This window comes from Bradyrhizobium sp. (assembly GCF_027451485.1).
GTDB lineage: Bacteria > Pseudomonadota > Alphaproteobacteria > Rhizobiales > Xanthobacteraceae > Bradyrhizobium.
On record NZ_DAIDJE010000139.1, the window covers coordinates 1 to 23,937 of the forward strand.

Annotated in this window: 18 protein-coding genes and 1 tRNA gene; 5 read left to right on the forward strand and 14 right to left on the reverse strand. The window is 59.8% G+C overall.

Annotated elements, in window-relative coordinates:
* Positions 1-272 precede the first annotated feature (272 nt).
* The 9 genes from NEZ08_RS17600 to NEZ08_RS17640 all read right to left on the reverse strand — a co-directional run bounded on the left by NEZ08_RS17600 (position 273) and on the right by NEZ08_RS17640 (position 12,994).
* Entirely contained in the window at positions 273-464 is a 192-nt protein-coding gene (locus tag NEZ08_RS17600) for a hypothetical protein (RefSeq protein WP_298109501.1), read from the reverse strand.
* A gap of 132 nt (positions 465-596) precedes the next feature.
* A complete protein-coding gene (locus NEZ08_RS17605; RefSeq protein WP_298109503.1) occupies positions 597-1,100 on the reverse strand; it encodes a thermonuclease family protein in 504 nt (167 codons plus the stop codon).
* Between the two features lie 42 nt (positions 1,101-1,142).
* A complete protein-coding gene (locus NEZ08_RS17610) occupies positions 1,143-1,637 on the reverse strand; it encodes a hypothetical protein (protein ID WP_298109505.1) in 495 nt (164 codons plus the stop codon).
* A gap of 321 nt (positions 1,638-1,958) precedes the next feature.
* Positions 1,959-3,206 carry a YiiX/YebB-like N1pC/P60 family cysteine hydrolase gene (locus tag NEZ08_RS17615; RefSeq protein WP_298109507.1) on the reverse strand — a complete coding sequence of 416 codons (1,248 nt, stop codon included), beginning with the start codon at positions 3,204-3,206 and terminating at the stop codon, positions 1,959-1,961.
* 59 nt (positions 3,207-3,265) lie between these two features.
* Positions 3,266-7,396, reverse strand: a complete 4,131-nt coding sequence (locus tag NEZ08_RS17620; RefSeq protein ID WP_298109509.1) for an Eco57I restriction-modification methylase domain-containing protein — start codon at positions 7,394-7,396, stop codon at positions 3,266-3,268.
* Between the two features lie 306 nt (positions 7,397-7,702).
* Entirely contained in the window at positions 7,703-8,365 is a 663-nt protein-coding gene (locus NEZ08_RS17625) for a hypothetical protein (protein WP_298109511.1), read from the reverse strand.
* Complete coding sequence (locus NEZ08_RS17630; RefSeq protein WP_298109513.1) at positions 8,362-11,469, reverse strand: N-6 DNA methylase; 3,108 nt, start codon at positions 11,467-11,469, stop codon at positions 8,362-8,364. Before NEZ08_RS17630 ends, NEZ08_RS17625 begins: the two co-directional genes overlap by 4 nt.
* The gene (locus NEZ08_RS17635; protein ID WP_298109515.1) at positions 11,466-11,942 is read right to left on the reverse strand and encodes a hypothetical protein; all 477 of its coding nucleotides are present in this window, start codon (positions 11,940-11,942) and stop codon (positions 11,466-11,468) included. The genes NEZ08_RS17630 and NEZ08_RS17635 overlap by 4 nt, the downstream gene beginning before the upstream one ends.
* Positions 11,943-12,370: 428 nt before the next feature.
* Complete coding sequence (locus NEZ08_RS17640) at positions 12,371-12,994, reverse strand: hypothetical protein (RefSeq protein ID WP_298109517.1); 624 nt, start codon at positions 12,992-12,994, stop codon at positions 12,371-12,373.
* A 785-nt stretch (positions 12,995-13,779) separates the two neighbouring features.
* Between NEZ08_RS17640 and NEZ08_RS17645 the strand changes: the two genes are divergently transcribed.
* Positions 13,780-14,181, forward strand: a complete 402-nt coding sequence (locus NEZ08_RS17645) for a hypothetical protein (protein ID WP_298109519.1) — start codon at positions 13,780-13,782, stop codon at positions 14,179-14,181.
* On the opposite strand, the gene NEZ08_RS17650 is transcribed toward NEZ08_RS17645, so the two are convergent.
* Positions 14,182-14,877, reverse strand: coding sequence for a DUF2971 domain-containing protein (locus NEZ08_RS17650; protein ID WP_298109521.1), 696 nt, complete (start codon positions 14,875-14,877; stop codon positions 14,182-14,184).
* Positions 14,878-15,709: 832 nt separating this feature from the next.
* Between NEZ08_RS17650 and NEZ08_RS17655 the strand changes: the two genes are divergently transcribed.
* A complete protein-coding gene (locus NEZ08_RS17655; RefSeq protein ID WP_298109524.1) occupies positions 15,710-15,952 on the forward strand; it encodes a hypothetical protein in 243 nt (80 codons plus the stop codon).
* A 50-nt stretch (positions 15,953-16,002) separates the two neighbouring features.
* Here NEZ08_RS17655 and NEZ08_RS17660 read toward each other — a convergent pair whose 3' ends face one another.
* Positions 16,003-17,349: a hypothetical protein gene (locus NEZ08_RS17660; RefSeq protein ID WP_298109526.1), complete on the reverse strand. Its 1,347-nt coding sequence runs from the start codon at positions 17,347-17,349 to the stop codon at positions 16,003-16,005.
* A gap of 229 nt (positions 17,350-17,578) precedes the next feature.
* A tRNA-Gln gene (locus NEZ08_RS17665) sits at positions 17,579-17,653 on the reverse strand.
* A 266-nt stretch (positions 17,654-17,919) separates the two neighbouring features.
* Here NEZ08_RS17665 and NEZ08_RS17670 point away from each other — a divergent pair.
* Positions 17,920-19,698, forward strand: coding sequence for an acyl-CoA dehydrogenase (locus tag NEZ08_RS17670; protein WP_298109528.1), 1,779 nt, complete (start codon positions 17,920-17,922; stop codon positions 19,696-19,698).
* 18 nt (positions 19,699-19,716) lie between these two features.
* Here the strand turns inward: NEZ08_RS17670 and NEZ08_RS17675 are convergent, their stop codons facing one another.
* Both NEZ08_RS17675 and NEZ08_RS17680 read right to left on the reverse strand, forming a co-directional pair.
* A complete protein-coding gene (locus NEZ08_RS17675; RefSeq protein ID WP_298109530.1) occupies positions 19,717-20,031 on the reverse strand; it encodes a copper-binding protein in 315 nt (104 codons plus the stop codon).
* A gap of 121 nt (positions 20,032-20,152) precedes the next feature.
* Positions 20,153-21,160 (reverse strand): hypothetical protein, encoded by a 1,008-nt coding sequence (locus tag NEZ08_RS17680; protein WP_298109533.1) that lies wholly within the window; start codon positions 21,158-21,160, stop codon positions 20,153-20,155.
* Positions 21,161-21,372: 212 nt separating this feature from the next.
* On the opposite strand from NEZ08_RS17680, the gene NEZ08_RS17685 reads away from it, so the two are divergent.
* Both NEZ08_RS17685 and NEZ08_RS17690 read left to right on the forward strand, forming a co-directional pair.
* Complete coding sequence (locus tag NEZ08_RS17685; protein ID WP_298109534.1) at positions 21,373-22,134, forward strand: crotonase/enoyl-CoA hydratase family protein; 762 nt, start codon at positions 21,373-21,375, stop codon at positions 22,132-22,134.
* A 69-nt stretch (positions 22,135-22,203) separates the two neighbouring features.
* Complete coding sequence (locus NEZ08_RS17690; protein ID WP_298109535.1) at positions 22,204-23,868, forward strand: bifunctional UDP-sugar hydrolase/5'-nucleotidase; 1,665 nt, start codon at positions 22,204-22,206, stop codon at positions 23,866-23,868.
* Positions 23,869-23,937 lie beyond the last annotated feature (69 nt).

A 23,937-nucleotide genomic window follows, 5' to 3' on the forward strand; every position in this document is an offset into this window, starting at 1 on the left:
GGATGCGAAGCCCCCAAGCGAGCCGCAGACACCGCGTCAGGGATGGAGCCCGAAGGGTGAAGACCCGGCGCAAGCCGGGGCTTCAGCGGAGCCGACAGCCCGGTCCCACAGGGAGACGGCAAACCACTGGGCTGCCGATCAGCAAAGTCTGTCGATGAACCTATTGCGCTTTTCCGAAGCCCATACGATTCTGCGTGCCGACGAGCATCCGCATGTGGACTTCAGCAACGAGTGTCGTCGCATCGGTTGCCCCCTCCAAGCCGATGCGAGACTCACGTTAGCTCGACGTCTTCGCGCGTCTGTGTCTGCGCGTCATAGATTCTGATTCTGAGCATGGGAAAACGCTTCTTCAGTTCTTCCGCGCCCGTCTTGGCTCCGTCCCTGGTCGCAAATTCGGCCTTGAGCCGACCATCGACTTCCAGCGCATAACCTGAAGCCGGCAAATCACGGGCAGCAGCAACCATCTCATTCCCTTTGCGCAGCGAGGAGGCAATGGCAACTGCTTAGCGCGAGTCGCGCAAATCGCGCCAGTTCACTCCGATGTTGATTTAGCGCACTTAACTGTTGAAGCTCCGATTCGCTGCATGAAGGCGCGTTCAAGGATGTGCGTTCGCATCATCCGAACAGTTGGTCGGGGTGCCACCCGCCCTGATGCACTTGCGGAACAACCATGGCTCCACGTAGCTGCCTGCCCACATGCCGCGGCCCGAACGATCGGCATCGCGCTCGGCAGCGGCATACCTCCCTTTCGAATATTGCGGCCAATCCAGCGCGAGACCATTGCGAACAAGCCATTCCCCGAGATCGGTGCCGCCGGCCGAACAGGTCGCTACACTCCGTCCGTATTGATCCTCGGATACGGGTGTACAATTGATCGGCCGCCGCGCGATGAAGGTGGCGAGATCATTGGCTGCGGCCGCGCCACAACGATACAGATTGCTATCCGCACCTCGGCATAGCTGGCTGCTCTCAGGGGCATCGACGCCCCAGAGCCGGATGCGCGTCCCATGAATTTCCAACGTGTCACCGTCGATAACGCTGGCTTGGCCAACGAAATCATTCGCGAAGGCCGTGCTCGACAGCAACAGAAGCATCAACATGACGGGGGCTCGATGCATGCTCATGAACCTTGGCATCAGTGGTTATCGCAAATTGCGCGGATTGAATTTCGGCCAGTTCTCGAGCGGCTTTAGCGACGGCAGGTTCTCGGGCCGCTCGGGGTAGTGAAACTCGGTGCCCCGCAGCCAGCGACCCTCGAACCGCTCCCAGAACAGGATTGCATCCATCTGCCAGGTGAACTCGTAGACCCTCCAAACGCCGTCGTTCTGTATCACTTCACCGGTCGCATTGAACGGCAGGTTGTTCAACCGACAGAGTGCGTCAATTTCATCCCAGTGCTCGCGGATATAGCGGTCTTCGAGCGCGACATGGTACGGCCGGTCGGCGCGCCAGCGCGGCCCGCCACCACGCGGATAGAAGCCTTGGCGCGGCATCATGAATTCGGGAATGCGTGCGATCGCCTGGCCGATCCGGCGCGCCTCATCCGAGGATAGCTTGCTCACGCCGAAGCTGTAGCGCTGCGTATCATCACGGCAATAGAGCCATGCCAAGGTCACGCCGTTGGCGTCCTTGACCACGTAGCACTCGGAATTCTCCCGGACCAACGTCCAGGGCGGCTTGAAACGGCGGCTTGACTCCATGAGAACAAAATAAGAACATAAGCTACCGACGGTCAACCTGGAACAACGCGATGTCTTCGGTCCCCGAGCCGAAAGAACCTGACGACGGGCTGGAGGCCGCGGTCGACTAGGCAATCGCCGCTTGCGAAGGCGGCACGCGAGCGGCCGTTCGTGCATTGAATGCCGCTCCTCACCCGCTCCCGGCCCGACGTCAATGATGAAGTCACTGCCGCAGCTCCCACGATGGCCGCCTAATACAGGGTGTTGGCGTCGCCGATCCTAGATTATCTCGAAGGGCTCTCCCATGTTCTTTCGTATCTCGACGCATTCGTCGCAAAGCCTGAGCGTGTCGGGTCCGCCTGCGGGCCGCAAAGCCTTCTCCAGCCGATAGTCCGCTGCCGGTTCGTCCCCACAGACCGAACAAACATCGTCACGGCCAGCATCGTTGACAATAAATCGGGTCATTGCTGCTTTCACCGGGTCCCATTGGTCCATCGCCGAGAACCATTCTGGCGAATGGGGCCGAAAGACGATGTCAATTGCAGGCTCGACCAAACCATTCGCTTCAAGCCATCGCCTAGCTACCATCACCCGATGGCGATGCTCACCTGCGAGCAAATCGTACAGGTCGAAGAGCAAGCTAAAGGAATCCAAGTTGTACTGATGGGACAGACCGCGAAAGGCGCTCCGATTGATCACATAGCGATGAGGGCCCGCTTCCTCATCTTTCAAAGTGCCCCTGCAATAATTCTCGCACTCCTCCTTAGGCAGTTCCGCCAACAGCGCATCTTCGTATTGCCAACGATTCCTCTCCGTATTGAGCTGCCAAACCGTGAGATACCCTGACCGTGTCAGCAAATCGACGAAATAGGCATCATCTGCGGGATGCTGGATAAGATAAGGAACGATATCCTCAAAGGTTTGAATGCCTTTGTCTTTCTTTCGTGCGCCTTCCAAGACGGCGTTGATTGCGCTCCTCATCGCCTCCGTCAAATCCATATGGGCAGCCCAGCGATCAGCTTCCTCATCACTCACAGATTCAACAGCACCTGAAACAGCGGCAAGGAGATTGCTTTCGGCTAGATCGGCAGGAGCGCAATAATTGGGATTAGCAACGAGTTTTATCCCCGCCGAGGCGTAAGCTTGCGCGACGAGCCGCGAGCAGAATTGCTTGCGAGTCCATTGGTTAGAGCCGCCGACGGCAGCCCTCACGGCTTCCCGTGTCGAATACTCACACCCAATGCGCTGCCGGACAAATTGGCAAATTTGTTCGGCTTGGTCCGGCCTAAGACCTGCTTTGAGCCGGAACACATGCAATGCGCACTCGTCTTCAAAAAACAAGCGTTGCACATTCCTCGCGTGCACCCCCTCCGACGTCGCATCAATGACCGATCCGTGCTGGACGCAAACCAACGCATGCGAAATGTCGCTCTTCGTTCCCCATCGAATAGCCTTGCTTACGGCTGCGGTGGTCGTTGTAAGGACGATATCGCCCCGCACCAGGCTCGACATCTTTACACGTTTCATGACGCTTACTGCTGCTGGCTAATCGACGATCGTCCCTTATCTGCTTATCAATGAGAAGCTCAGCCTTCAGCCGCCTTTTTGGAGCGACGTGCGTTCGCGGTTGCGGAGGCCGTGTCACCCTGTGGCATAAACGGCATGCGAGGTGGCGCCGTCCGCCACATAAGTTCGACCTCCTCGTGCGTGAGACCATAGGCCTGATTCACAAGGTCCGATAGCCGGCGTTCGGCCGCGAACACCTCCGCGCGGAGCCTTTTTGCAGGATCAACCGTTGCGCCAAACTCCCGCTTGAGTTCGGCAACTTCCGCCGCAGAGAGCTTTCGCTTCTTTGGCAAGGCATCACGAACCGCTGCAAGGAACTGATCGCCAGCAAGCAAGGAAGCGGACGCAAGGCTTGGCTTGAGAGCCTTGAACTCAAACGCGACTTTGAGCCATTCGGCTATGTTTTGGTCGGCAACCTGTATCTGCTCGGCCAGTGAAGAAGCTTGCTCGACCAGTTCGCCGACTTCGGTACGCGCGACTTCCCCGAGCGGCGCTACCGGATAGGTCTCCATGAATGAGGTGAAGAACCGCAGCGCTTCGTCCTTCCCATGCTGCGCCCTTCTCCATGCGAACCACCATCCAATGGGGGCATTCAAGGAGGCCGCGACATCCGGCGCGGCGGACGGAAGGAAGTAGCAGGTATTGTTCGTAAATCGCTGGCGGCGATCAACCAGGAACGACGGCGTCCAAGCAATATCGACGTAAAGCGTTTTCGGAGCATCGAAGGCGGCGTAGTAGCCGCACGGCCGGAGCTCCCACCAATAGCGGCCTTGATCTTCCCTGTGGCGAAGTCCCTTCGGACGCCCACCGCGGGGATCTGGAATGACTTCAAAGGATTTCAAGTGACGATAGATTGCCGGATAGGTTTGCTCGAATAGTCGTTCGGCGGCCTCCTCGTCGGGCGCACCGGCCCAAGGCCACGGATGATCGGAACTCGACTTCATCACGATCATGAAGAGGCCGGTATCAGGACACGACCAGCGGGAAATATCCTGTCCGCGCAGGTAGGGCCGGAATAACGCAGCCGACGCCGGGTCTTCGGCGATCAAGCGTTCACGCGTCGCAGCATCAACGATGTAGGCCTCATTGAGACCAGTCTTGATGCCGTAGAGGGGATCGGCACCAAGCACCGCACGTAGTGGCGCGCCACGCTCCCGGATCTTGTTGAGAAGATTAATTCCCTCGGGCCGATCTAGAACCCAACCGTCTCGCGCAAAATGACGGCGTGGCAAGACGAAATTATAGGCCGGGTTGGCAACCGCCTGATCGAGATTTTTGTCGGGGACGTCATCCCGCGGCATCGCGCAAACGACCGTGTTTTCTGGCGGCGCACCGGGACCGGGCCTTTGCAAGACCAGCACGGAGGGAAATACGTCGGCATCGGGGAAGAACCGCTTCGCGTGACCAAAATCAGCGACGAATTCAACCCAGGCCTTCGTCTCGAACAGCCCGCGCAGGCGCTCGGCATAGTCGGCGCGCATCCATTTGTTTGTGACGACGTATGACAATCGCCCGCCCGGGCGGAGCAGTTTCAATCCCTGCTCATAAAAATAAACGTAGAGATCGGCTTGGCCGGCGAACGTTTCATAGTGTTCTTCCAGCGCGGTCTTATAGGAACGGATCAACTCTTGACGGACATAGGGCGGGTTACCAATCACCGCATGAAAGCCGCCGTGGAGTTGCTCGCTCTCCCATTGCGTCCATACACCGGGAAAAGCGACCTGCCAGTTGTGGAAGCCTTCGTTGGCAATGAGTTCCCGGGCTCTCCGGAGAATGCCCGCAAACCGGAGCGCGTTCGCCCTGCCCGGGCTTGGAATCTGGTCAAGGACGTCCCGCGACTGCGCCGTCCCGCCGTTTTCGAGCGCCGGACCAAGCGTGAGCCGTCCTCGCGCAAGATCGAAAGGATCGCCAAATTGGCCATCGAGCCAGCTCTTTGTCGCCGTCTCGTCAGCCTTATCAAGCTTGAGCCAGTCGAGCGCGTATAGCAGCTTCAAGAAGCTGTTGAAGGGTCGCGTCTCATTTTCAATGCCATCGAAGAGCGTCTTCGACTGATGAACCTCGGCGATATCGATATCGTTGACCCGCTCCAGCTTCTGCATCGCCGCAGCTTGCGCCATCGCTTTCTGGATAGGCTCGTTGATCAAGAGCTGACCACCGCGGTCCGTCAGCCGATCCATCGCCTCCCTTATCCAAAAACCAAACAGCGAATTGCCACAGCGGAGGTGATGATCAAGGAAGGAGAGTGGCGCTCCAACGGTGAAGGTATGCAGCCACAGCGCCACCTTTGCCAACTCAACGGCCATCGGGTTTTTATCGACACCGTAGATGCAGCGCTTGAGGACTGTCCTGCGAACGATGTGGCGGTCGTCCAGGTGCTCGACGACAAACGGCCACTGGTGCAGCGTTGCTTGTCTTATGATGTCAACACGCGTTTGCTCTATGCTGGCGACAACGGGCGACCGGTACGGCTTGTCGCTCCAGTCCACAACCTGTTCCGCCTCGGCGATGGCGGCCAAGGCCTTATCGGCAAGCCAGTCGACGAGATTGACGAGGAAATGCCCAGAGCCCATGGCCGGATCGCAAACGCGCAGCTCAAGGATATGAAGTGCGGGGTCAAATCCTTGAAGAAGCGCGAGCCTGCTTTCCACCGGGCGCTTATCCTTCGCGAGCTTGGCTGCCTCCGCCTTGAACGTTGCTAGCCTCTCCTCGACGAATGGACCTACTGACTTTTCGATGATGAGCGAAACAAGGCTGTCTGGAGTGTAGTAGCTCCCCGATTCATGACGCGCGGTATCGTCGGCATCGACCACGATTGCGCCGGCTTTCGCGTCGTATCGAAGCCCGTATTCCAAGGTCCGCTCGTAAATCGTGCCAAGCTGTTGCACGCCAAGGTCACGGTAGTTGATGTAGCGAAAGGTACCAGGCGTCTCTTCCCGATGTGACAGCTTGAAAATTAGGTGAGCAATGACGGCGTCAGGAAGTTGAACGCGGCCAAGCAAGGGTGCACCATCCTGCGCGAACAGCCCTCCATTATAAGGCGGGATGCCGAGCGCATCGTCGCCCTCCGAGATCGCCTTGAACACCGCCGTCAACTTCGGCCAAAACGTTGCGATGGTTGAAGAGAAAACCTGCCCTTTGCTGAAACGATCGGCAATCTCTCCGCGCATGGTCGTAAGCGAATACGATTTGTAGGGCTCCTGGCTATCCGGAAGAAGCTCGCGGTCCTCGGCATAGACAACGAAAAGCAGGCGATACAGCAGAATGAGCGCGCTCTGGCGCACACTTTCGAGGTAGCCCGCATCGATGGAAGCTGGACGCGCGGTATCATGCTTGTGGATCGCAGCGACCACGCCCGGATAGAGATCGTGAAAGACGAGGTGGGACAGGTCGCGTGTAACGCGGGCTTCCCAATTTTTTCCTTCATCGCGAGCCAGATCATGGAACGTGCGCGGCCCGTCGACCGGCAGAAATGCCTGCCTGCCAAACATCAGTGCGAACAGCTTCAGAGAATGCAGCGGCGTCAGAAGTGGGTTCGCCCGTTCGACGAGATCAAGCTCGTGGCCAGGGAGCTCAAGCGCTTTCCCTAAATCGATCTCAAAAAAGTCCTCAGAGACCGACAACGCGCCCTGAAAATAAAGCCGCCATTTGACGCCATTCGTCAGGATGCCAAGGCGGACTTTGCCGGATGTCTGGACATCCACCCGGCTGAGGTATTGGAGCATCTGGTTTGAGGGAACGCCTTCTTCTGCCTCGCTCCGATCGGAACGATCAAGCGTTCGACCCCAGCGCTTGGCTTCGAGAATCGCAAGACCATGCTGGTAGCGCTTCCAGTGGTCCTTTTCGGCCACGGCACGGTTCCGCGCGGCGGTGTCTTTAAATAGAACCGCGTCCGGTATTTGTTTGCGGCCCTTCGATGAAAGGGTCTGTTGAACTTCGACTTCGCTCCACCCGAGGATTTCCAGCACCGGGTAGATGAGTGTCTTCTCAGTTTGCGCTTCATTCGGCTTGTTGACAGCGAGCAAGCTTTGGACGCGCTCTGCCAGCTTGTGCTTGAGCTCTAGAACACTTGTCTCGGACAAATCTTGCCACGCGGAGCTACGCGTTATGCCCTCGAGTAAATAGTCGCGGGTGAAAAGATTGCCAGAAATCAAGTGAAAGCCCTTCGGTGTGTCAGGAGGCCGAGTTACGCGACGTTTGCGGTACCGTCGGACAGCAGCTGCAAGCAGAAGCGATTGTGCCGACAGGCCATTGATATCTCAAGCTGTTTTGTTACTGAAGAGCGGCTTGTCCCAAGCAAAGTAACGGCAGATCAGCTTCGAAGCTCGTTGTGGAACTGGACCTGTCTCGGATTCGGTGCCTGGTCCGTTCCCACCGGCCGGTCTTGATCTAACCTCGGTGCTGAAGCTGCTGCGCATGATGGGACGGGCTAGCACGTCGCACGCTGATATCCACTTATTTCAGGTAGGTCCATTGACACCTGCCATCGCGGCAAACGGCAGCAAGACGTGCCGAACTTCAATCTGTGCGGAGACATCGCGTTCGTGATCGGTGCGAAAGCGTTCGATCGAGGGCGTGGCCTCGCCGTTTGTGATTCCACCGCGGGACTTCAAAGGAGTGGCCTGTGCTATGATAGCCGCCTGAACCTGCTGCAACGCAAAGGCCAAGTCTCCATCCATGACGTAGCCTAACATACAGCCAACCGGCAGGCCCTCGGCGTATTGCTCCGTTACAAAACGCATGAGGCCATCGTTTACATAAGGCGTCGCGAGCGAAGAGCGCCTGCCCTGGTGGATGGTATTTAAGCGCTTGCACTCATAGGGAAGATAGGTCTCCCGGTCAAAATCCAGCAAAACCGCCAAGTCAACAATGCCTTTGCTGTACTTGGCGCCCTGATCATTTGTCCCAAAAGGCTCGAACTGATATTCAATCCAATGGCAAAGGGTGCGAACCACGGGATCTTTCAAAAGCAAGTCGATGAGATTGGTCGTGATGTCGTCTTCTTCAGGCTGCCCAGGCAAGCGGGCCACACAGCTGTTCCAGACGTGCAATACGCGCTGGAGAATACGTTCATCGAGGCTTATGAACTGACGCTTCCAGCTTTGCGGATCGCCGAGCATCATACAGCACGGCTCCGGCCCGGCCCGATATAGGCCACCGTTTCGAGATCGCTGGCGACCGCGTCCGCATCCGCAAGAGCCGTTGACTCCAGCCAAAAGCGCTTTTGCATCGGCTTGATCAAATAGAGATTGTTTTCGACGAACACGCGCAAGTCCGGCAACAGTTGGAAGTTGCCGTCGAGCGGGCGATGAATGTGTGCCGCAAGGCGCGCGATCGAACTCTGCAAGGACTCGGCTTTTTCTTCGACATAATTCCTTTTGGAAGAATCCAGGCTCAGGCGGAGCACGGCGAGATCGGCATTCGCCGCCTCAAGAGTGGCGTTCACCTCAACGCCTTCCTTCAGCCAGCCATCGAAGCGACCGATCAGCGTGCGCGCATAGCTTTCCCGATCATGCTGTGTCGGGGCTTTCCACAGCTGCGGATAGCTACCCTGATGCGGCTGCGTGGCCGGGATAATCTGCGTGACCGTATCCTCGATCAGCGTGATCTCGCCGTCCGAAAGACAGAAGTAGTCATAGGTGAGACGATCGATCGCGGCCAGTGTAGTGTCAGAGCCACCGGTCAGTTCAAAGGGCCTGCGCGCGCGCTCGACTTCGCGGTCAATCAATTTCACGAGCTCGGCGCTTGCCAGCTTCGCCTTCTCAGGTTCGGGCAAATCGTCAACATCAGGGAACGGCAGATTCAGAAGTTCTGCTTGCTGAACTTCGGGGCGCTCGGCACCAAAAGATGCCGTGCCGTGGAATGCGAACCAAAGCGCAACCCGGCTATTGAGGATCGCCGTCAGTACCTTGGCGCGATCTTCCTGCCCTGCGGGAACGGAAATGGCCTGAATGATATGCTGAAACGTCATGGCCTCTTCGGTGTAGGCCGCACGCAGGCGCCACTGCGTCGTTTCCACGCCGCGCGGGATAAGCACCCGCGTTCCCGAGAAACCGCGTTCGAAGCCCATGCGTCGAACCCGCCGTGAGCGCGCCGGCTTTAACTCCGTTACAGGCTGCGCCAATCGGCAGAATGCTTCGATGGGAAGGTCCGGCAACTGCCCGACGAACTTGCTCATATGGAACGATGAGGAAGCGCCCGACTCCGATCCGTGAAAGGGTTGATAGCCTTGGCCAATCACCCATTGGCCGTCCAAATCCATACCACGCCGTTTTAGGCCACCGAAATCCTTGATCAATGCCGCAAGGTTCGGAAGACGAGACATGTAACTGAAGAGCTTCGCATCCGGCTCCCGCATCCACAGCCGATGTTTGAAAGCTAAACCGTCACGCTCCACCGTCGCCGAATTCAGCGTTAGCTTGTCGGTGCTGCTCAGCGTAATCATGCGCTTCAATTGCAGGTTCAAATCTGCCTTCGGAGCCCAATAGTCGAACTTATAAGGCACCTGCGGGCGGTCGTTGGCCCCAAAAATGATCAGGGCTGCGGGCCGGATAGCCCCATCGAACAACTGAAATCGCAGGTCCGCGAAGTTTATCACGCGAACAATTTTGCTTCCCGTGACAAGCCGTCGGCGCGCCTCCAAAGAGTTGGCGGCATGGTTGTGCAAGAATCCCATCGCCGGGAGAAGAAACGCTACGAGCCCTCCAGGACGGAGATGCTTGAGCGACTTCCAGACGAAGGCCCACGCGTCCTCGCGGCTTGGCATCGGGGCATCGTTTTTCTCGGACCAACGAAGTGAAGCGCGTTCCGGCCCGCGCCGGCTTGTCCACGGAGGGTTGCCGATTAAAACCTCGAAGGTCGCAAGCTCCTTGTCAGGATCGACGAAGAAGTCACGGCGGACGAGCGTTTTGCCCCAGAGTTCAGGCAACAGCTTTCCGCGCTTGATCATCGCGCGAATATCCGGCGGTGATACTTCCTCCAAGAGAGCCACGTAGAGCGAGAAGACCGCCACACGCACGGCACTGCCGTTCAGGTCCCAGCCATGCATGCGTTTGAGGATCGAAAGCAAGCTATCCCAGCGAATGGTGCGTGATTGCCGCCCCGTTCGCCAGTGCTCGCACAGGCGCTGGAATGATCGAACGAGAAAAACGCCGGAGCCGCACGCAGGATCGAGGAAGTGCCCTTTCTCCCGGGTCACCGCAGGCAGAACGTCCCACAGTTGCGAGACAACGGTGTCAGCGAGAAACATGGGCGTGTAGTAGGCGCCTTGCGCTTTCCGCTCATCTTCCCGCTCACCCAAGAAGCGATCATAGACAGCGCTCACGAGTTCAATCGGAATGTAGCGGAAATCGTATCCCCAGAAACGGAACTGGCCTCCCTTGGCCATTTCTTCGCGTCCGCTGCGGAAACGCGCAAGCACGTCAAGATGCGCCTCTGTGACGGTCGGGGCCTTCGCCGCTGACTCGAACGAGCACGGCGCGACGAAAAGATCGCCATTGAAGTCATCGCGCAGCGTGGAAAACAACGTCTTGAGCAGCTTGACGTCGCGGGCTTCGAGCAAAGCAGAAAAGCTGCTGGCCTTCTTTCGCGTTGCACCTTCGAAGTATTCCGACGTGATGATCTCGCGATCTTCGAGATACGCGATAAACATCGCCTGAATCAGAAGCGCCTGCGCCGCGTCGGTGTTGAGGTTTGCCTTGCAAAGCTCCTGATGCGAGGCATTGAGATTGCCCAGCAGCACCTCATCGATGCGTTCTTTGGAATCAAAGAACTCTGCATGCTCTCGCCACAGGCGGCCGGACTCGGCCCCGTAGATGAGGTTGCTTATCTCCAACGCGTCCGTGGTGGCATCAAGCGCCACCACGAGGCAGCGCCGGTCAAAATCCTGTCCCCACTCGCGTTGCGGCAAACGTGCCAATGAGAAGGCCCGCAGCGTATCCTGCGTTATCACAAGCAGCAGGCTGGCGAGCCCCTGATTCCAGAGCGCGCCATGAATATCGACCACGCGCGTTGCGTCGTATTCCTCGACTTGAAGCATGGCGATCGTCGGAACGCCCTGAACGCAGAGCACCCCCGAGAGGCCAAGGTCATCGAGCGCCGATCGGATCGCCACTGCGTGCGGTGTATCGAGGACGGCACCCGACGTCTCGTAGAACTCCGGCGATTGCCGCGTGGCTAAGCCAAGCCGCGCCTTCCACGGGTCGGAAATGACTTGAGCGCGCGTCACGACGAACGCCTCGCGGCACGGGGCGCTTCCCGGAATTCAATCGGCGGAAACTGAAACTGACGCTGATCGGAAACAGGAAGAAGCCGGTGCAGTTCGCTTCCGAGCTCGATCATCAGCGGCGACATCGGGCAGATGATGATCGGCTTGGCACGTGCGCTTTCCCCGCCGTGCCGCGCCAGGTGGCATGTCTGGCCCACTGGATCGATCACGACATCGCGATCGGCAAGCTTGGCCCACGGAACGCCATTGCAGAGACGGACGAGATCCACCGACAAGCTGCTTAAATGCCCGGTCCGAATGCCGAAGGTCTCGGTAAGGCACCGAAGCACGCGTGCGGCAACGAGATCCCCGACACTGAACGCCGGGACATAGCCTTGGCGATCCGAGAACGGCGGCAGCACGCGCTTCCAGTGGCGATACGTCTCCACCGAAATCCCAACGGTCTCCCGTAACTGACCAGCCGTGAACTGCACCGTTTGCTACCCCAAGGAATCATGGGGTAAACCCCCAAATAAAACCTTACGGGCATGGACGCCCGAGGTCAACAATTTCGTTCTATTTTTGTTCTTTCAAAACTCAAACAATATCAATATGTTGATCGAATCCGTCCCCAAACTGTCGAAAGAGCCGCGGTACTGTGGCCCCTGTGCCAGCCTTCCTGCCTTAGAGTTCACCCCCAGGAGCGTTCCACCACGACAAGAAATTCGTGTTCGACGGCGTATTCGACAGCAAGGATCTGTTGGCCGTTTTCAGCAACGACTTTTACGTGCTGGAGCGGAATGCGCGGCCTGAAAGCGACCGCAAAAACCGAACTATTCGCCGCGATCGAGGAATGGGACGGCAATCGCACCCTGGAATAGGACCATGACAAGGTCAATTGAGCACGCTGATGTCTAACGACCTAGTAATCCGGTGGAGACAGCATCTTTGACCGGATCACAGGGACGGTCGGTTTCGGACCCATCTGCTCGACGACCGCGCGGACCGCTTCAACGTAGTAGGATGCGGCTGACGGCGCGACGTAGATCGCAACGACCAGCTTCTCGATGTCACACTCGATCAACTCGCCTTTGCCGAAGTTTTTGAGCAGGACGTTCGCTCGAAGCTCGCGCTCGTGCTGAAACTCCATGCGCTTGATGAACGACGCGTAGTGTCGGTGGCCCTTTTCTATGGGATCGTTGTCGAAATCCATATAGCGCACGTCGTCAAGGTTGATGTCTTCCCGGCCAAACGCGCTCTTTAGTCGTTCCTCGGTGGACTCGATCGCGGCGCAATTCCCATAGAGTTGCCACATCGCTGCGGACTCGTGCTCGTTCTTATGCCAACAATTCACCCCGAAACGGATAGCGACATCCTTGAGCATTGCCGGTGCATTCAGTTTTTGCTCAGCCTCCACCACCGCAGCGTCAAGCATGCTCGGGTCACGGCCAGGAAAACGCGCCACTATCTGATCTCGGGCATTTTTTAACTGATCCACATAGTTGGCGGCGATTTCCTCATGGGCCTTCACGTGGCTGCGAGGCATGTAGCCCTCGAAGGGGTCATTCAATTCGCTCGGTGGAGCGAAATAAAGCCTTGGTTGACAACATGCTCACCAACTTTGCGAGGTCGAGATACCTCCATATCCGCATCTTGGCATCCCGCTAGACGTAGTGAACCTTCGGCTCTTCGATCCCACAGCCGGCCAACACAAGCATGAGATACACCCGCGCGCCTACCGCGTCATTATGCTTCTCACTGCCGAATTCGAGGAGTTGCGTGAGCAAAATGCTCGCTGCCGGCGTGTGGAAATTTCGCGGTGCCGTTCTGGAAATAACGAGTTGCGGCGCGTAGGGACTTCGATCGGCTTTTTATACAACTCGCAATCGATCTCGGCGCGCAGCAGCGCAATGTCGAGCATGGCGACGTTTTTGGCTTGTCTTGATCACGTCTTCGTCCTTGGACCTTCTGACGCACCTCGACAAGGCGGTCGGACGCGCGGCTCACGTTGAGGCGTTCATCGAGGCCACTGTGATCGGCCCCAGCGAGCGCTTGTCGGCGAACCTTGCTCGCGAACGTGGCGAGAGAGACCGCGATTGAAGCGCTTCTCAAGCACCTTCTGCAGGCCGGAATGCTGATGAGCGGTTCTGCGGCGCGGACGTCTCGTATCGCCCCCACCTCATTTACTCCTCATCCGGCGGCAGGATCCGCATTGGCGCATTGTAATACATTGATTTAACGAAGAAAAATTGCCATTGCCAGAACCGCTCAATTCGTTCATATTAGCTCAATTAGTGCAAAACTGCACAACAAGCGCGAAAAGGAGCGATCGTGGCCCCACCCATCAAGCGTTTCCAGCCAGGCGACCGGACGTATGTCCGGGCGCAGCGCGTCTGGCTCACCCTCGCCTGCCGCATCGAACACGGCGGCGGTACTCTCACCTACGGTGACCTGGCTGCGGAAATGGGCATGGACCGGCGTGCTGGCATTGGCCTACACCGCGAACTCGGCATCGTCGGGACGTATTGTATCCAGAACGACCTACCGGCGATCGGCTGCATCGTGGTCTCGCAGGAAACGGATACTCCCGGCCCCGGCGTCATCAGCCGTCCTGGCCGCACGTGGCGCGACGACCAGCGCGATGCGCTGCGCACCAGGTGGTTCGAGTTTCGCGTGCCAACGACCGGTACGTTCCGGCAAGTCTGGGAAGAAATGCAAGAGGAGGCGGTGTAGCTACCTCCACATCGCCTCTTTGCGCTGCTTCGCGACCGTGTAGGTCTTGAAGGCGAGACGCGCCTTGAACACCTCAACGCCATTGGCGAGGTTGCCCAACGCTTCCTGCACGTCGGCGCGCGTGACCGCGGACAAATGCCCGACAATGACTTGCTTCAGCACCAGCCTGTCGGCGAAGTCGGCAAAGTAGAGACCGTTATCAGGGTCTCTATCGTTAAGCCCGAGAAAGAGCCGCATTTCACTTTCGTATCGCCAGTGCAGATACTTGGTCGTGAGGACCCGGTACATTTCCTTTTGATTTTCTGGCGCCTTGCCCTCAATTACATGCACGCGTGGCGTCAGTCGCTTCTTGGTGTAGCTGACCTTCGCCAGCAAATTGGCCGGTATGTCGAAGCCGAGGCAAAGACCTGTGTGTTTTGCCGCATAGTGACTCCACTGGACCGGGTTCGTCCATTTACGGCTGAAGCATAGCATGCCGAAGCGAAGATCGAACTGCTGCCGCCAGATGTTGAACCGGGCGCGTACCGTCTGGTCGGTCGATGACGGGAGAAGCTCGAAGGGGTCGTTGAGGTCGGCAATGGTGGCGATTTTCAGTCGCCGCCGCCTGATGTCATCGAGTCCGAAGTCTGGTCCGACGAAGTGGTAGACCCGAACGTTTCCTCGCTTGGTTTTAGTCCGGGTGCGACTTCTTTCCATTCCCACGTCTCCGCATGTTTGGCGAACGCAAGGGTCTGCTCGACGTCAGCGTAGAACTGCGCCGTCGCGCTTTGGGCTTCACCGACATAGCCGCCCTCGAAGTCGAGGGCACCCAGAACGTCGGTGTGATAGTGTAGCTCTCCTCCGGGAGGCCAAATGGTTATTTCAAAGATTGAAGCTGCTCAGCGTCAACTCGACACGGCAATAGAGCTGTACTTGCACGAGTGATCCAGGACGTTTCTGAACTGCGCATCATTCATCAAGACGTCTGAGACGCGGTGAAAGCTCGCCAGCAGAAGCTCGCCTACGAGCCTTCGGTACCTGGCGAGAACAAGCTCAACGAACGTCGACGGCCCAAGCATCTCTTCGCCGGTCTGGTGAAGTGCGGATGCTGCGGGGGCGGGTACATTATGATTTCGAAGGATTGGTGGCTTGCTATCGCATCGGTGGTTGCGGGGTCAGGGTTTGAACCTATGATCTTCAGGTTCGTAGTCAGTCGGCGGCTCGCGCAGGCGGAGTTGAGCTCAACGATATTCAGAACAACCCACCTATCTGCACGACTTAGCCGCCGATTCAACGACCTCAGCATTAACTTGTTTACCTCGGGTCAGCCCTCTGCGACCGTGATGGGTCGCCCGAGCTCATTCCTAGATTAGCCGTGAGAGAGATTTTCGCCTCCAACAGGAACGGCGTTGGTTGTGGTCGATGGACCCACATCGACGGGTTCAGCGAGAACATCATCATCCGCTACATCCGGGAGATCGAAGCCCGCGACTGATGATAGCTGGAGCTACTGATGATAGCTGGAGCGCCGATAACGAGGAGACGGGATATGACGGGAATGCACAAGGCGCAACGAGAGGTGCCAGCGCCAACGCAGCGGCTGTTCCTGACACGCCGGGAGGCTGCCATCGAATTGCGGATGTCGCTGGCAAAACTGGACCGCGTGATCGCGCGCGGCGAACTGAAGGCCAAGAAGCACGGACACTCGGTGGTGGTGATGGCAAGCGAGATCACGCGCTATATCGAACAATGGCCCGACGTACAACCGCGCGCCGTTCGTGGTGCGCGGTGAAGACTAATTTTCAGCTACGAGCCTTACGTTGCGTCTCTAACGCCGCATATTCAGGCGACCGCCTTGAGCTGCGGCCTCGGCCGCGCAAGGTGGCGCTCCCATGCATTCATGATGCCTATGCGGGGCTTCCAGAGCCGATTGCGCCGGTAGGCGCGTTTGACCTTGTCGCCCGGATTGTGTGCCATGCAGTAGCCGATGGCATCGGGATTGAACTTCATGGTTTCGCCGTCGTCCTGCAGCTCATTTTCCGCCCACGTCTGGAAGGTGGCGCGCATGCCGTGCGGCGTCGCGTTCTTCTTCAGCGTATCCACGAGCAGATCGCGCATGGTGTTTTCCGAGATCGGCTGCTCGAACGGATTTTTGAGCTGACTGGCATCGCCGGGCCACAACAGCCCGACCGGCTGGCCGGGGAAGGTTTCTTGCAGGTACGCAATCTGCTGCTTGAGCACGGCGACGAGACGCGGCACCATCGGCAGGATGAACGGATGGCCGTCGTCATCGACCTTCATCAGGTCGTTCGGCACCGTCCATTTCGGTCCCGGCCGCAACGGATCGTCAGCACCGCCTTCCAGATCGAGATGGTCGATGTGCAGATAGCGCACCGCATTGGTGCGCAGGTTAGAGAGGATCAGCGCTTCAAGCGCGCGTGCCGACTGGCTCTTGATGGCGCGCAGCTCGACCATGAACTCAGGCATCTTCTCTGCGTTGAGCGCTTTCATGGGTCCGCGAATCCGCCCGCGCTTTTTGACGGGCTTGCCGAGCACCGCGACGATAGCCTCAACGCTTGCCGGATCGCCCATGGGACGCAGTTCTTCCCTCGCCGCCGCCTTCAGGACGCGGGCAACCAGCGCACGCACTTCCTCGGCCATCGCCGGCTTGGCGTCCCAGATCGGACGCATGACGTCGAGCACCTCGGGCGTGCCGATTTTCTCAATCGGCAGGTTGTTGATCGCCGTGCAATAGATCGGAATGATCCGCTTCATGCCTGCGGCATCCTTGGCGTTCTTGCGCTTATCAGCCCATCCTGCGACGACTTTCGTGCCATAGGTTTCGAAGGTCGGGCCGGTCTTGCGGCGCCCCACGCCTTTGGTGGCCTCAGGATAGATGCCCTGCTTGATGTCGTCGTGCAGTTTGAGATGCGCGGCGAGCGCGGCGCTGTAAGAGAAATCCTCGACGCTGCCGAGTGGCGTGAGCTTGGGCTGGCGCTTCTGGCTCTCCTTCAGCATGTGCTTGGGCTTCTCCCACTGCGAATAGAACAGACGCGAGTTGCCGGTCACGAGCAGTTTGAAGCTCCGATGGTGTTCATCAGTATAGAGCTTCTGCTTGCGCTTGCCTTTCTCGTCCGGCCCGCCGTCCGGCAGGGAGTGAAGATTCTTGGCGTTGAAAAACTTGGTCATAATTTCGGAACTTCTTAAGTTCGATTGGGCGTAATGCCCAGTCACCCTTCGAGGGATTATCTAGTTTGATTCCGTTTTTAATTCAAGGCGGCCCGAGGCGGGTGATGAGAGATGCGGACGCAAGACATGGATTGAGGAGAAAAGCCCTGAATTAACAAAATCTTGCCGTCATGCGCGCGATGCGCGGGAAGGAGATGGGAGGAGGATTGAGGAGGCTTGATAATACCGCTGGCTGGGGCGGGAGGATTCGAACCTCCGCATGGTGGAATCAAAATCCACTGCCTTACCACTTGGCGACGCCCCAACAGCCGAAGACGGGACGGCAGGCGCCTCCCCGGACCTCAAATCGGCCACGTCGGTCTATAGAGGCCATCGAGCTATTTCAACCGGGTCGACGCCGAAAATCCCGTTGAAACTTGCAGCCAGCAAGCGATCGGCCGACCGGCCGATTCCGGCGATATCCCCTTGACCCGCACTCTTTACGCCCCTGCCGCTTGGCGGAGAGTTGAGGGATGCCCCGTTTCGTGGGAAGACGAGCCCTGATCTGTTCCTGCACGAGGCCTGAACGCCATGACCTACCGCGCGCCGATCAACGACATGCTGCTCGCCCTCAACCATGGCGCCGGCCTGCAGGCCGCCGTGAACGCCGGACATTACGGCGATTTCGACGCCGACATTGCCGCAGCCGTTCTGGAAGAAGCGGGTCGGTTTGCCTCCGACGTACTGGCGCCACTCAACCGCGTCGGCGACGAGCATGGCATCAGGCTCGAGGGATCGAGCGTCATCACCGCGCCCGGCTGGCCCGACGCCTACAAGCGCTGGACCGCCGCGGGCTGGAACGCAGTCTCGGGGCCGGAAGCGTTCGGCGGCCAGGGATTGCCGCTTGCCGTCAACGCAGTCTGCACCGAAATCTGGAGTGCCTCCAATATCGCCTTCGGCCTTTGCCCGCTGCTCACGCTGAGCGCGATCGAAGCGCTCGATGCCCACGGCAGCGAAGAGTTGAAGAAGGTCTATCTCGAAAAGCTGATCTCGGGCGACTGGCCCGGCACCATGCAACTCACCGAACCGCAGGCCGGCTCCGACGTCGGCGCGCTGCGCACCCGTGCGGAACGCGCCGGCGACGGCACCTACCGCATCAAGGGCACCAAGATATTCATCACCTATGGCGACCATGACATGAGCGACAACATCGTTCATTTCGTGCTTGCCCGCCTGCCTGATGCGCCTCCCGGCACCAAGGGCATTTCGCTGTTCCTGATTCCAAAATTCCTGGTCAATGCCGACGGCACGCTCGGCGCCCGCAACGACATTCATGTCAGCGGCATCGAACACAAGCTCGGCATGCATGCCGCCCCCACATGCACCATGACGATGGGCGACAAGGGCGGCGCGATCGGCTACCTGATCGGCGAGGAAAATCGCGGCATGCAATGCATGTTCACGATGATGAACCAGGCGCGGCTCGGCGTCGGGCTGGAAGGCGTCGGCATTGCCGATCGCGCCTATCAGCAGGCGCTGGCCTTCGCGCAGGAACGGCGCCAGGGCCGCGCCGTCGGCAAGCCGGGCAGCGATCCCGATCCGATCATCGTCCATCCCGACGTCAAGCGGATGCTGATGCAGATGCGCAGCCTGACGGCCGCCGCCCGCACCATCTGCTATGCGACCGCAGTCGCGCTCGATATTTCGGTACGTGCGAGGGACGCCAAGGTGCGCGCGGCAGCCGCAGCCCGCGGCGCACTGCTGACGCCGATCGCCAAAGCCTTCGCCACCGATATCGGCAACGAGGTCACGTCGCTCGGCGTGCAGATCCATGGCGGCATGGGCTTCATCGAGGAAACCGGCGCGGCCCAGCATTATCGCGATGCGCGCATCACCCCGATTTACGAAGGCACCAACGGCATCCAGTCGATCGACCTGGTCACGCGCAAGCTCGCCGCCAAGGGCGGGGAGTCGGTCTGGGCCCTGCTCGACGAACTCAAAGGCATCGTCAGCAGCGTCGAAGCTTCAAACGATCCGGGCTTCGGAACCGCGCCCGCAAAGCTCCGCGACGCGTTGGGTTCGCTCGAGCGCACCAGCCGGTGGCTGCTCGAGCACGTCACCTCCGCCCCCAACGAAGCGCTCGCCGGTGCCACGCCCTACTTGCGGCTGTTCGGCGCGACGCTCGGCGGATGCATGCTGGCGAACGAAGCGTTGGCCGCACGCGGCGCCGGCGAAACCGACCCGCAGCGCTATGTCACGCTGGCGCGGTTCTTCGCCGAAAACGTCTCGGTGCAGGCAGGCGCGTTGGAACGGACGGTGATGGACAGCGCGGCGGCCGTCAACGGCGCGGACGCGGTGCTGCTGGGCTAGCGAGCCCTCATCTCAGCATCACTGCTGCACGCCCGGACGAACGCGTTCGATCTTGGTGATGGTTTTGGCGCCCTCGTTTCCCGACGCCGAATAGCTGACGCGGTCGCCTGCATGCCAGGCGTCCATCGACACCCCGCTTCCGGCCTTGAACTGGTCCGACGGGCCATTTGCATTCGCCCCGACCGTACCATCTTGCGTCGGACGGATCGCGATGGTGTTGTTCAGTCGGTTAATCTCCGTGATGGTGCCCGTGTGCGCCTGCTCCGCGAAAGCAGCCGGACTGACGGTCAGAAACACAACCGCGCCAACCGAAACGATTCTCACGAATTCCATGGCATTCTCCCCTGTTTTCGGAAGACACGCGCGATAAATCACCTGCGGCAAATTGGTTCCGGCCCCGCCGGTTCCCAAGACGCTCCTCGCCGGCTGGATAGCCGCGACTCGATCCAAGCCGCTATTGCACCGGCATCGGCGGCCGCGGCACCGATGCCGATCCAGGCTCGGGCTGCAACGGAATTGGCGGCGGATTATAGGGCTGGGCGGCTGCAGGCGGAGCCGCTGCGGCTTGTGCCGAATAGGACGACGGCGCTGGACGGTACGCTGACGGCGCGGCCGCAGGCGACGGCGAATAGGAAGATGCCGGCGCATAAGAGGATGGCTGTCTATGCGCCGGGCGCGGCGTCGTGGCGGCGACCTTCGCCCTGGCAGACTGCTCGGCAAGCTTCTCGGTCGCCTTGGCGAGGTCGCGCGCCATCTGCTGCTGGCTGGATTTCAGTTCGGCGATTGAAGCCTTCAGCGCTTCGATCTCCTGATTGGCGCTGGCCAAGTCGTGCGCCATCGATTGCAATTGCTGCGCCGTGGTGTCGGGCGAAGAATCGGCCGCGGCGGCTGGAGCAGCCGTGGCGCTCTCAGGCGCGGGGTTGTCGGCCGCGTTTTGCACCGGCGCGGCAGCCTGCGCCGGTGCCGCGTCGGCCTGGGCATCGGCCGGCTTGTCCGCCGGCTTGGATTCAGAGCCAAGCCCCAGCTTGTCCTCCAGCCTATCCAGGGACAGCGACGAGGTCACCGCCAGCTGAGGCAGCCACTTTCCGAATGCTTTCTTGGTCGCGTAGCCGAAGAACTGCCAGCCGAGCGCAGCACCCGTGATACCCGCCGCCACCAGAACCGCGGCGAGACCACGCATCAATTTGCGGCCGAAGCTCGATCCGCGTACCGGCAAATCGTCGCTGACGGCCGTGGCGCGAAAGGTCGTATCAACGCTCGGTGTCGGCGCCGTTGCATCCGCGTCGGGAGCGGCGCGGGCACCGGCCTCGGCATGCTGCCGCGCGGCCGCGCGCAAGAGGTCTGTGATCTCCGCGTCGGATGGCGCGACCCGCACCTGATCGGACGGGATCACAAGATCGGACGGAACCACAACGAAGTCTCGACGGTCGTCGTTGGCTGTTGGCTTCACAACGGTCTGCATTGGCCCTCCACCTTCGGTCCAACGTCACCGGCTCATCGCTGCCGGCAAATGGCTTATGAAATCCCCCTCCCCTGCGATCTTCCCAGCCTTCACCCCGGTATGACCAAAGCAAGGCAATCCCGTGATGAAGCTGGGGCCAGTTGTGGATCGCGCCGGCCCGAATGTAGGATAAGTCGCCCCTCCTGATTGCCATAGTCTGAAAGCCCGAAATCATGACCCGACATGTGACCGTTACCGACGAGGATGCCATTCGCGTGATCCGGCTCAGCCGCCCGGAAAAGAAGAACGCGATCACGCAGGACATGTACCGCGACATGACCTCGGCGATCGATAGCGCGCAGCACAACGCGGCGATCCGCTGCCTGGTCATTTCCGGCGCGCCGGGCGTCTTCACCGCCGGCAACGACCTGGAAGATTTTCTGAAAGACGGCACATCGACCAGCGGCACGCCGCGCGCCTCCAATGCGGTTCTCTTCCTGCATTCGCTCGCCCATAATGCCAAGCCGATCGTCGCGGCCGTTGACGGCATCGCGATCGGCATCGGCACCACCATGCTGTTTCACTGCGATCAGGTGATCGCCTCAACTCGGGCGAGTTTCGCGACGCCCTTCATCCATCTCGGCCTCGTGCCGGAAGGCGCCTCCAGCCTGCTGGCGCCCTGGATGATGGGGCATCAGCGTGCCTTTTCGATGCTGGTGATGGGCCGTGCGCTGAGTGCCGACGAGGCCCGCGCCGCGGGCTTCGTCAATACGGTGGTTGCGCCTGAAGCCCTCGATGCCGAGGCACAGAAAGTGGCGCGCGAAATCGCCGCCCTGCCCGTGGAAGCCGTTGCGGCGTCGCGGAAATTGCTCAAGCCCGCGCCGGAAGACCTGATCCGCCGCATCGACCACGAGAGCCGTCTGTTCGGCGAGCGGATGCGCTCGACTGAGGCCGTCGCCGCGTTCAAGGCGTTCTTTGCGCGAAAGAAGGCCTGAAAAACGGTCCCACTTTTCCGAATCATGCTGCGTCGTGAAAGCCTCGTTACCCACGCCCATGCTCAATCCATGAGATATTCGCTTGCACTCGCCCTTGCCGCGCTGACGCTGGCGGTATCGCCTTCCGCGGCGGCGCAACCGGCAACGGTTGATTTGCGCATCCTCGCCATCAACGATTTCCACGGCTACCTTCGCGCTCCGTCCGGCGGGATCAGGATCGACGATCCCGAGGACAAGATCAAAAAGATCACCGTGCCCGCGGGCGGCGCCGAACACATGGCGACCCTCGTCAAGCAACTCAGCGAAGGCCACAAGAACACGATCTTCGTGGCTGCCGGGGACCTGATCGGCGCAAGCCCGCTTTTATCGGCCATGTTCCACGACGAGCCGACGATCGAATCGCTTTCGACGATGGGGCTGGCGCTCGCCGCCGTCGGCAATCACGAATTTGACGAGGGCGAGGAGGAATTGAAGCGGATGCAGAATGGCGGCTGCCATCCGCTCGACAAATGCCAGGGACCGCACCCGTTCACCGGCGCCAAGTTCCACTACCTCGCCGCCTCGACGGTCGAGACCGCGACCGGCAAGACGATCTTTCCGCCTTACGAAATCCGTACATTCGACGGCATTCCGGTCGCCTTCATCGGCCTGACCTTGAAAGGCACCGCCGGCATCATTTCGCCGGCAAGTGCCGCCGGCCTCGAATTTCGTGATGAGGCGGAGACCGTGAATGCGCTGGTACAGGAGTTGAAAGCGCGCGGCGTCGAGGCCATCGTGGTGCTGATTCATGAAGGCGGCTACCCGACCGGCGACTACAACGAATGCCCGGCGATCTCGGGGGCCATCGTCGACATCGTCAAGAAGTTGGACAACGCCGTCGACCTCGTGATCAGCGGCCACACCCATCAGGCCTATGTCTGCAACATCGACGGACGGCTCGTCACCTCGGCCGACAAATACGGCACCCTTGTCACCGCGATCGACGTCAGGCTCGACACCAGCACGCGCGACGTCGTCAGTGCAAGGGCCGACAATGTCATTGTCCGCACCACACTGGCCGAAGCCCCAGAGCAGACGGCGCTGATCGCCTCTTACGACAAGCTCGCCGCCCCGATCGCGAACCGCCGCGCCGGCTCGGTCACCGCCACGCTGTCGCGCGCGCCCAACGAGGCGGGCGAGAGCACGCTTGGCGACATCGTCGCCGATGCGCAATTGGCGGCAACGGCGAGCGCCGCGAGCGGCGGCGCGGCAGCCGCATTCACCAATCCCGGCGGCTTGCGTGCCGACCTCGCAGGAAGGCAGGACGGCGCGGTGACCTATGCCGATCTGTTTGCAAGCCAGCCGTTCCGCAACCAGCTCGTCACGCTCACGATCACGGGCCGCCAGATCAAGTCGATGCTGGAGCAGCAATGGCTGGACCCGAAACGGCCGCGGATCCTGCAGGTCTCCAGAGGCTTCAGCTACAGCTGGGACGATGCCAAGCCGTTCGGCGAGCGCGTGATCGCGGATTCGATGTCGCTGAATGGCGAGCGCGTTGACCCGGCCAAGAGCTATCGCATCACCGTGAACAACTATCTCGCTACGGGCGGTGACGGCTTCACGGCGCTGGCACAAGGGACCGCGCAGCAATTCGGCGTCTATGACGCGGACGCGCTCTACGCTTATTTCCAGGCCAACAGCCCGATCAGCCCCGCCGCAGCCGACCGCATCAAACGTCTCGCTCAAACGAAATGATCGGCCTTTCCCCGGCCTCGATCAGCCCTTACATTGATAATTCCTCAAAGCGCGCGTAACCCGCGCACA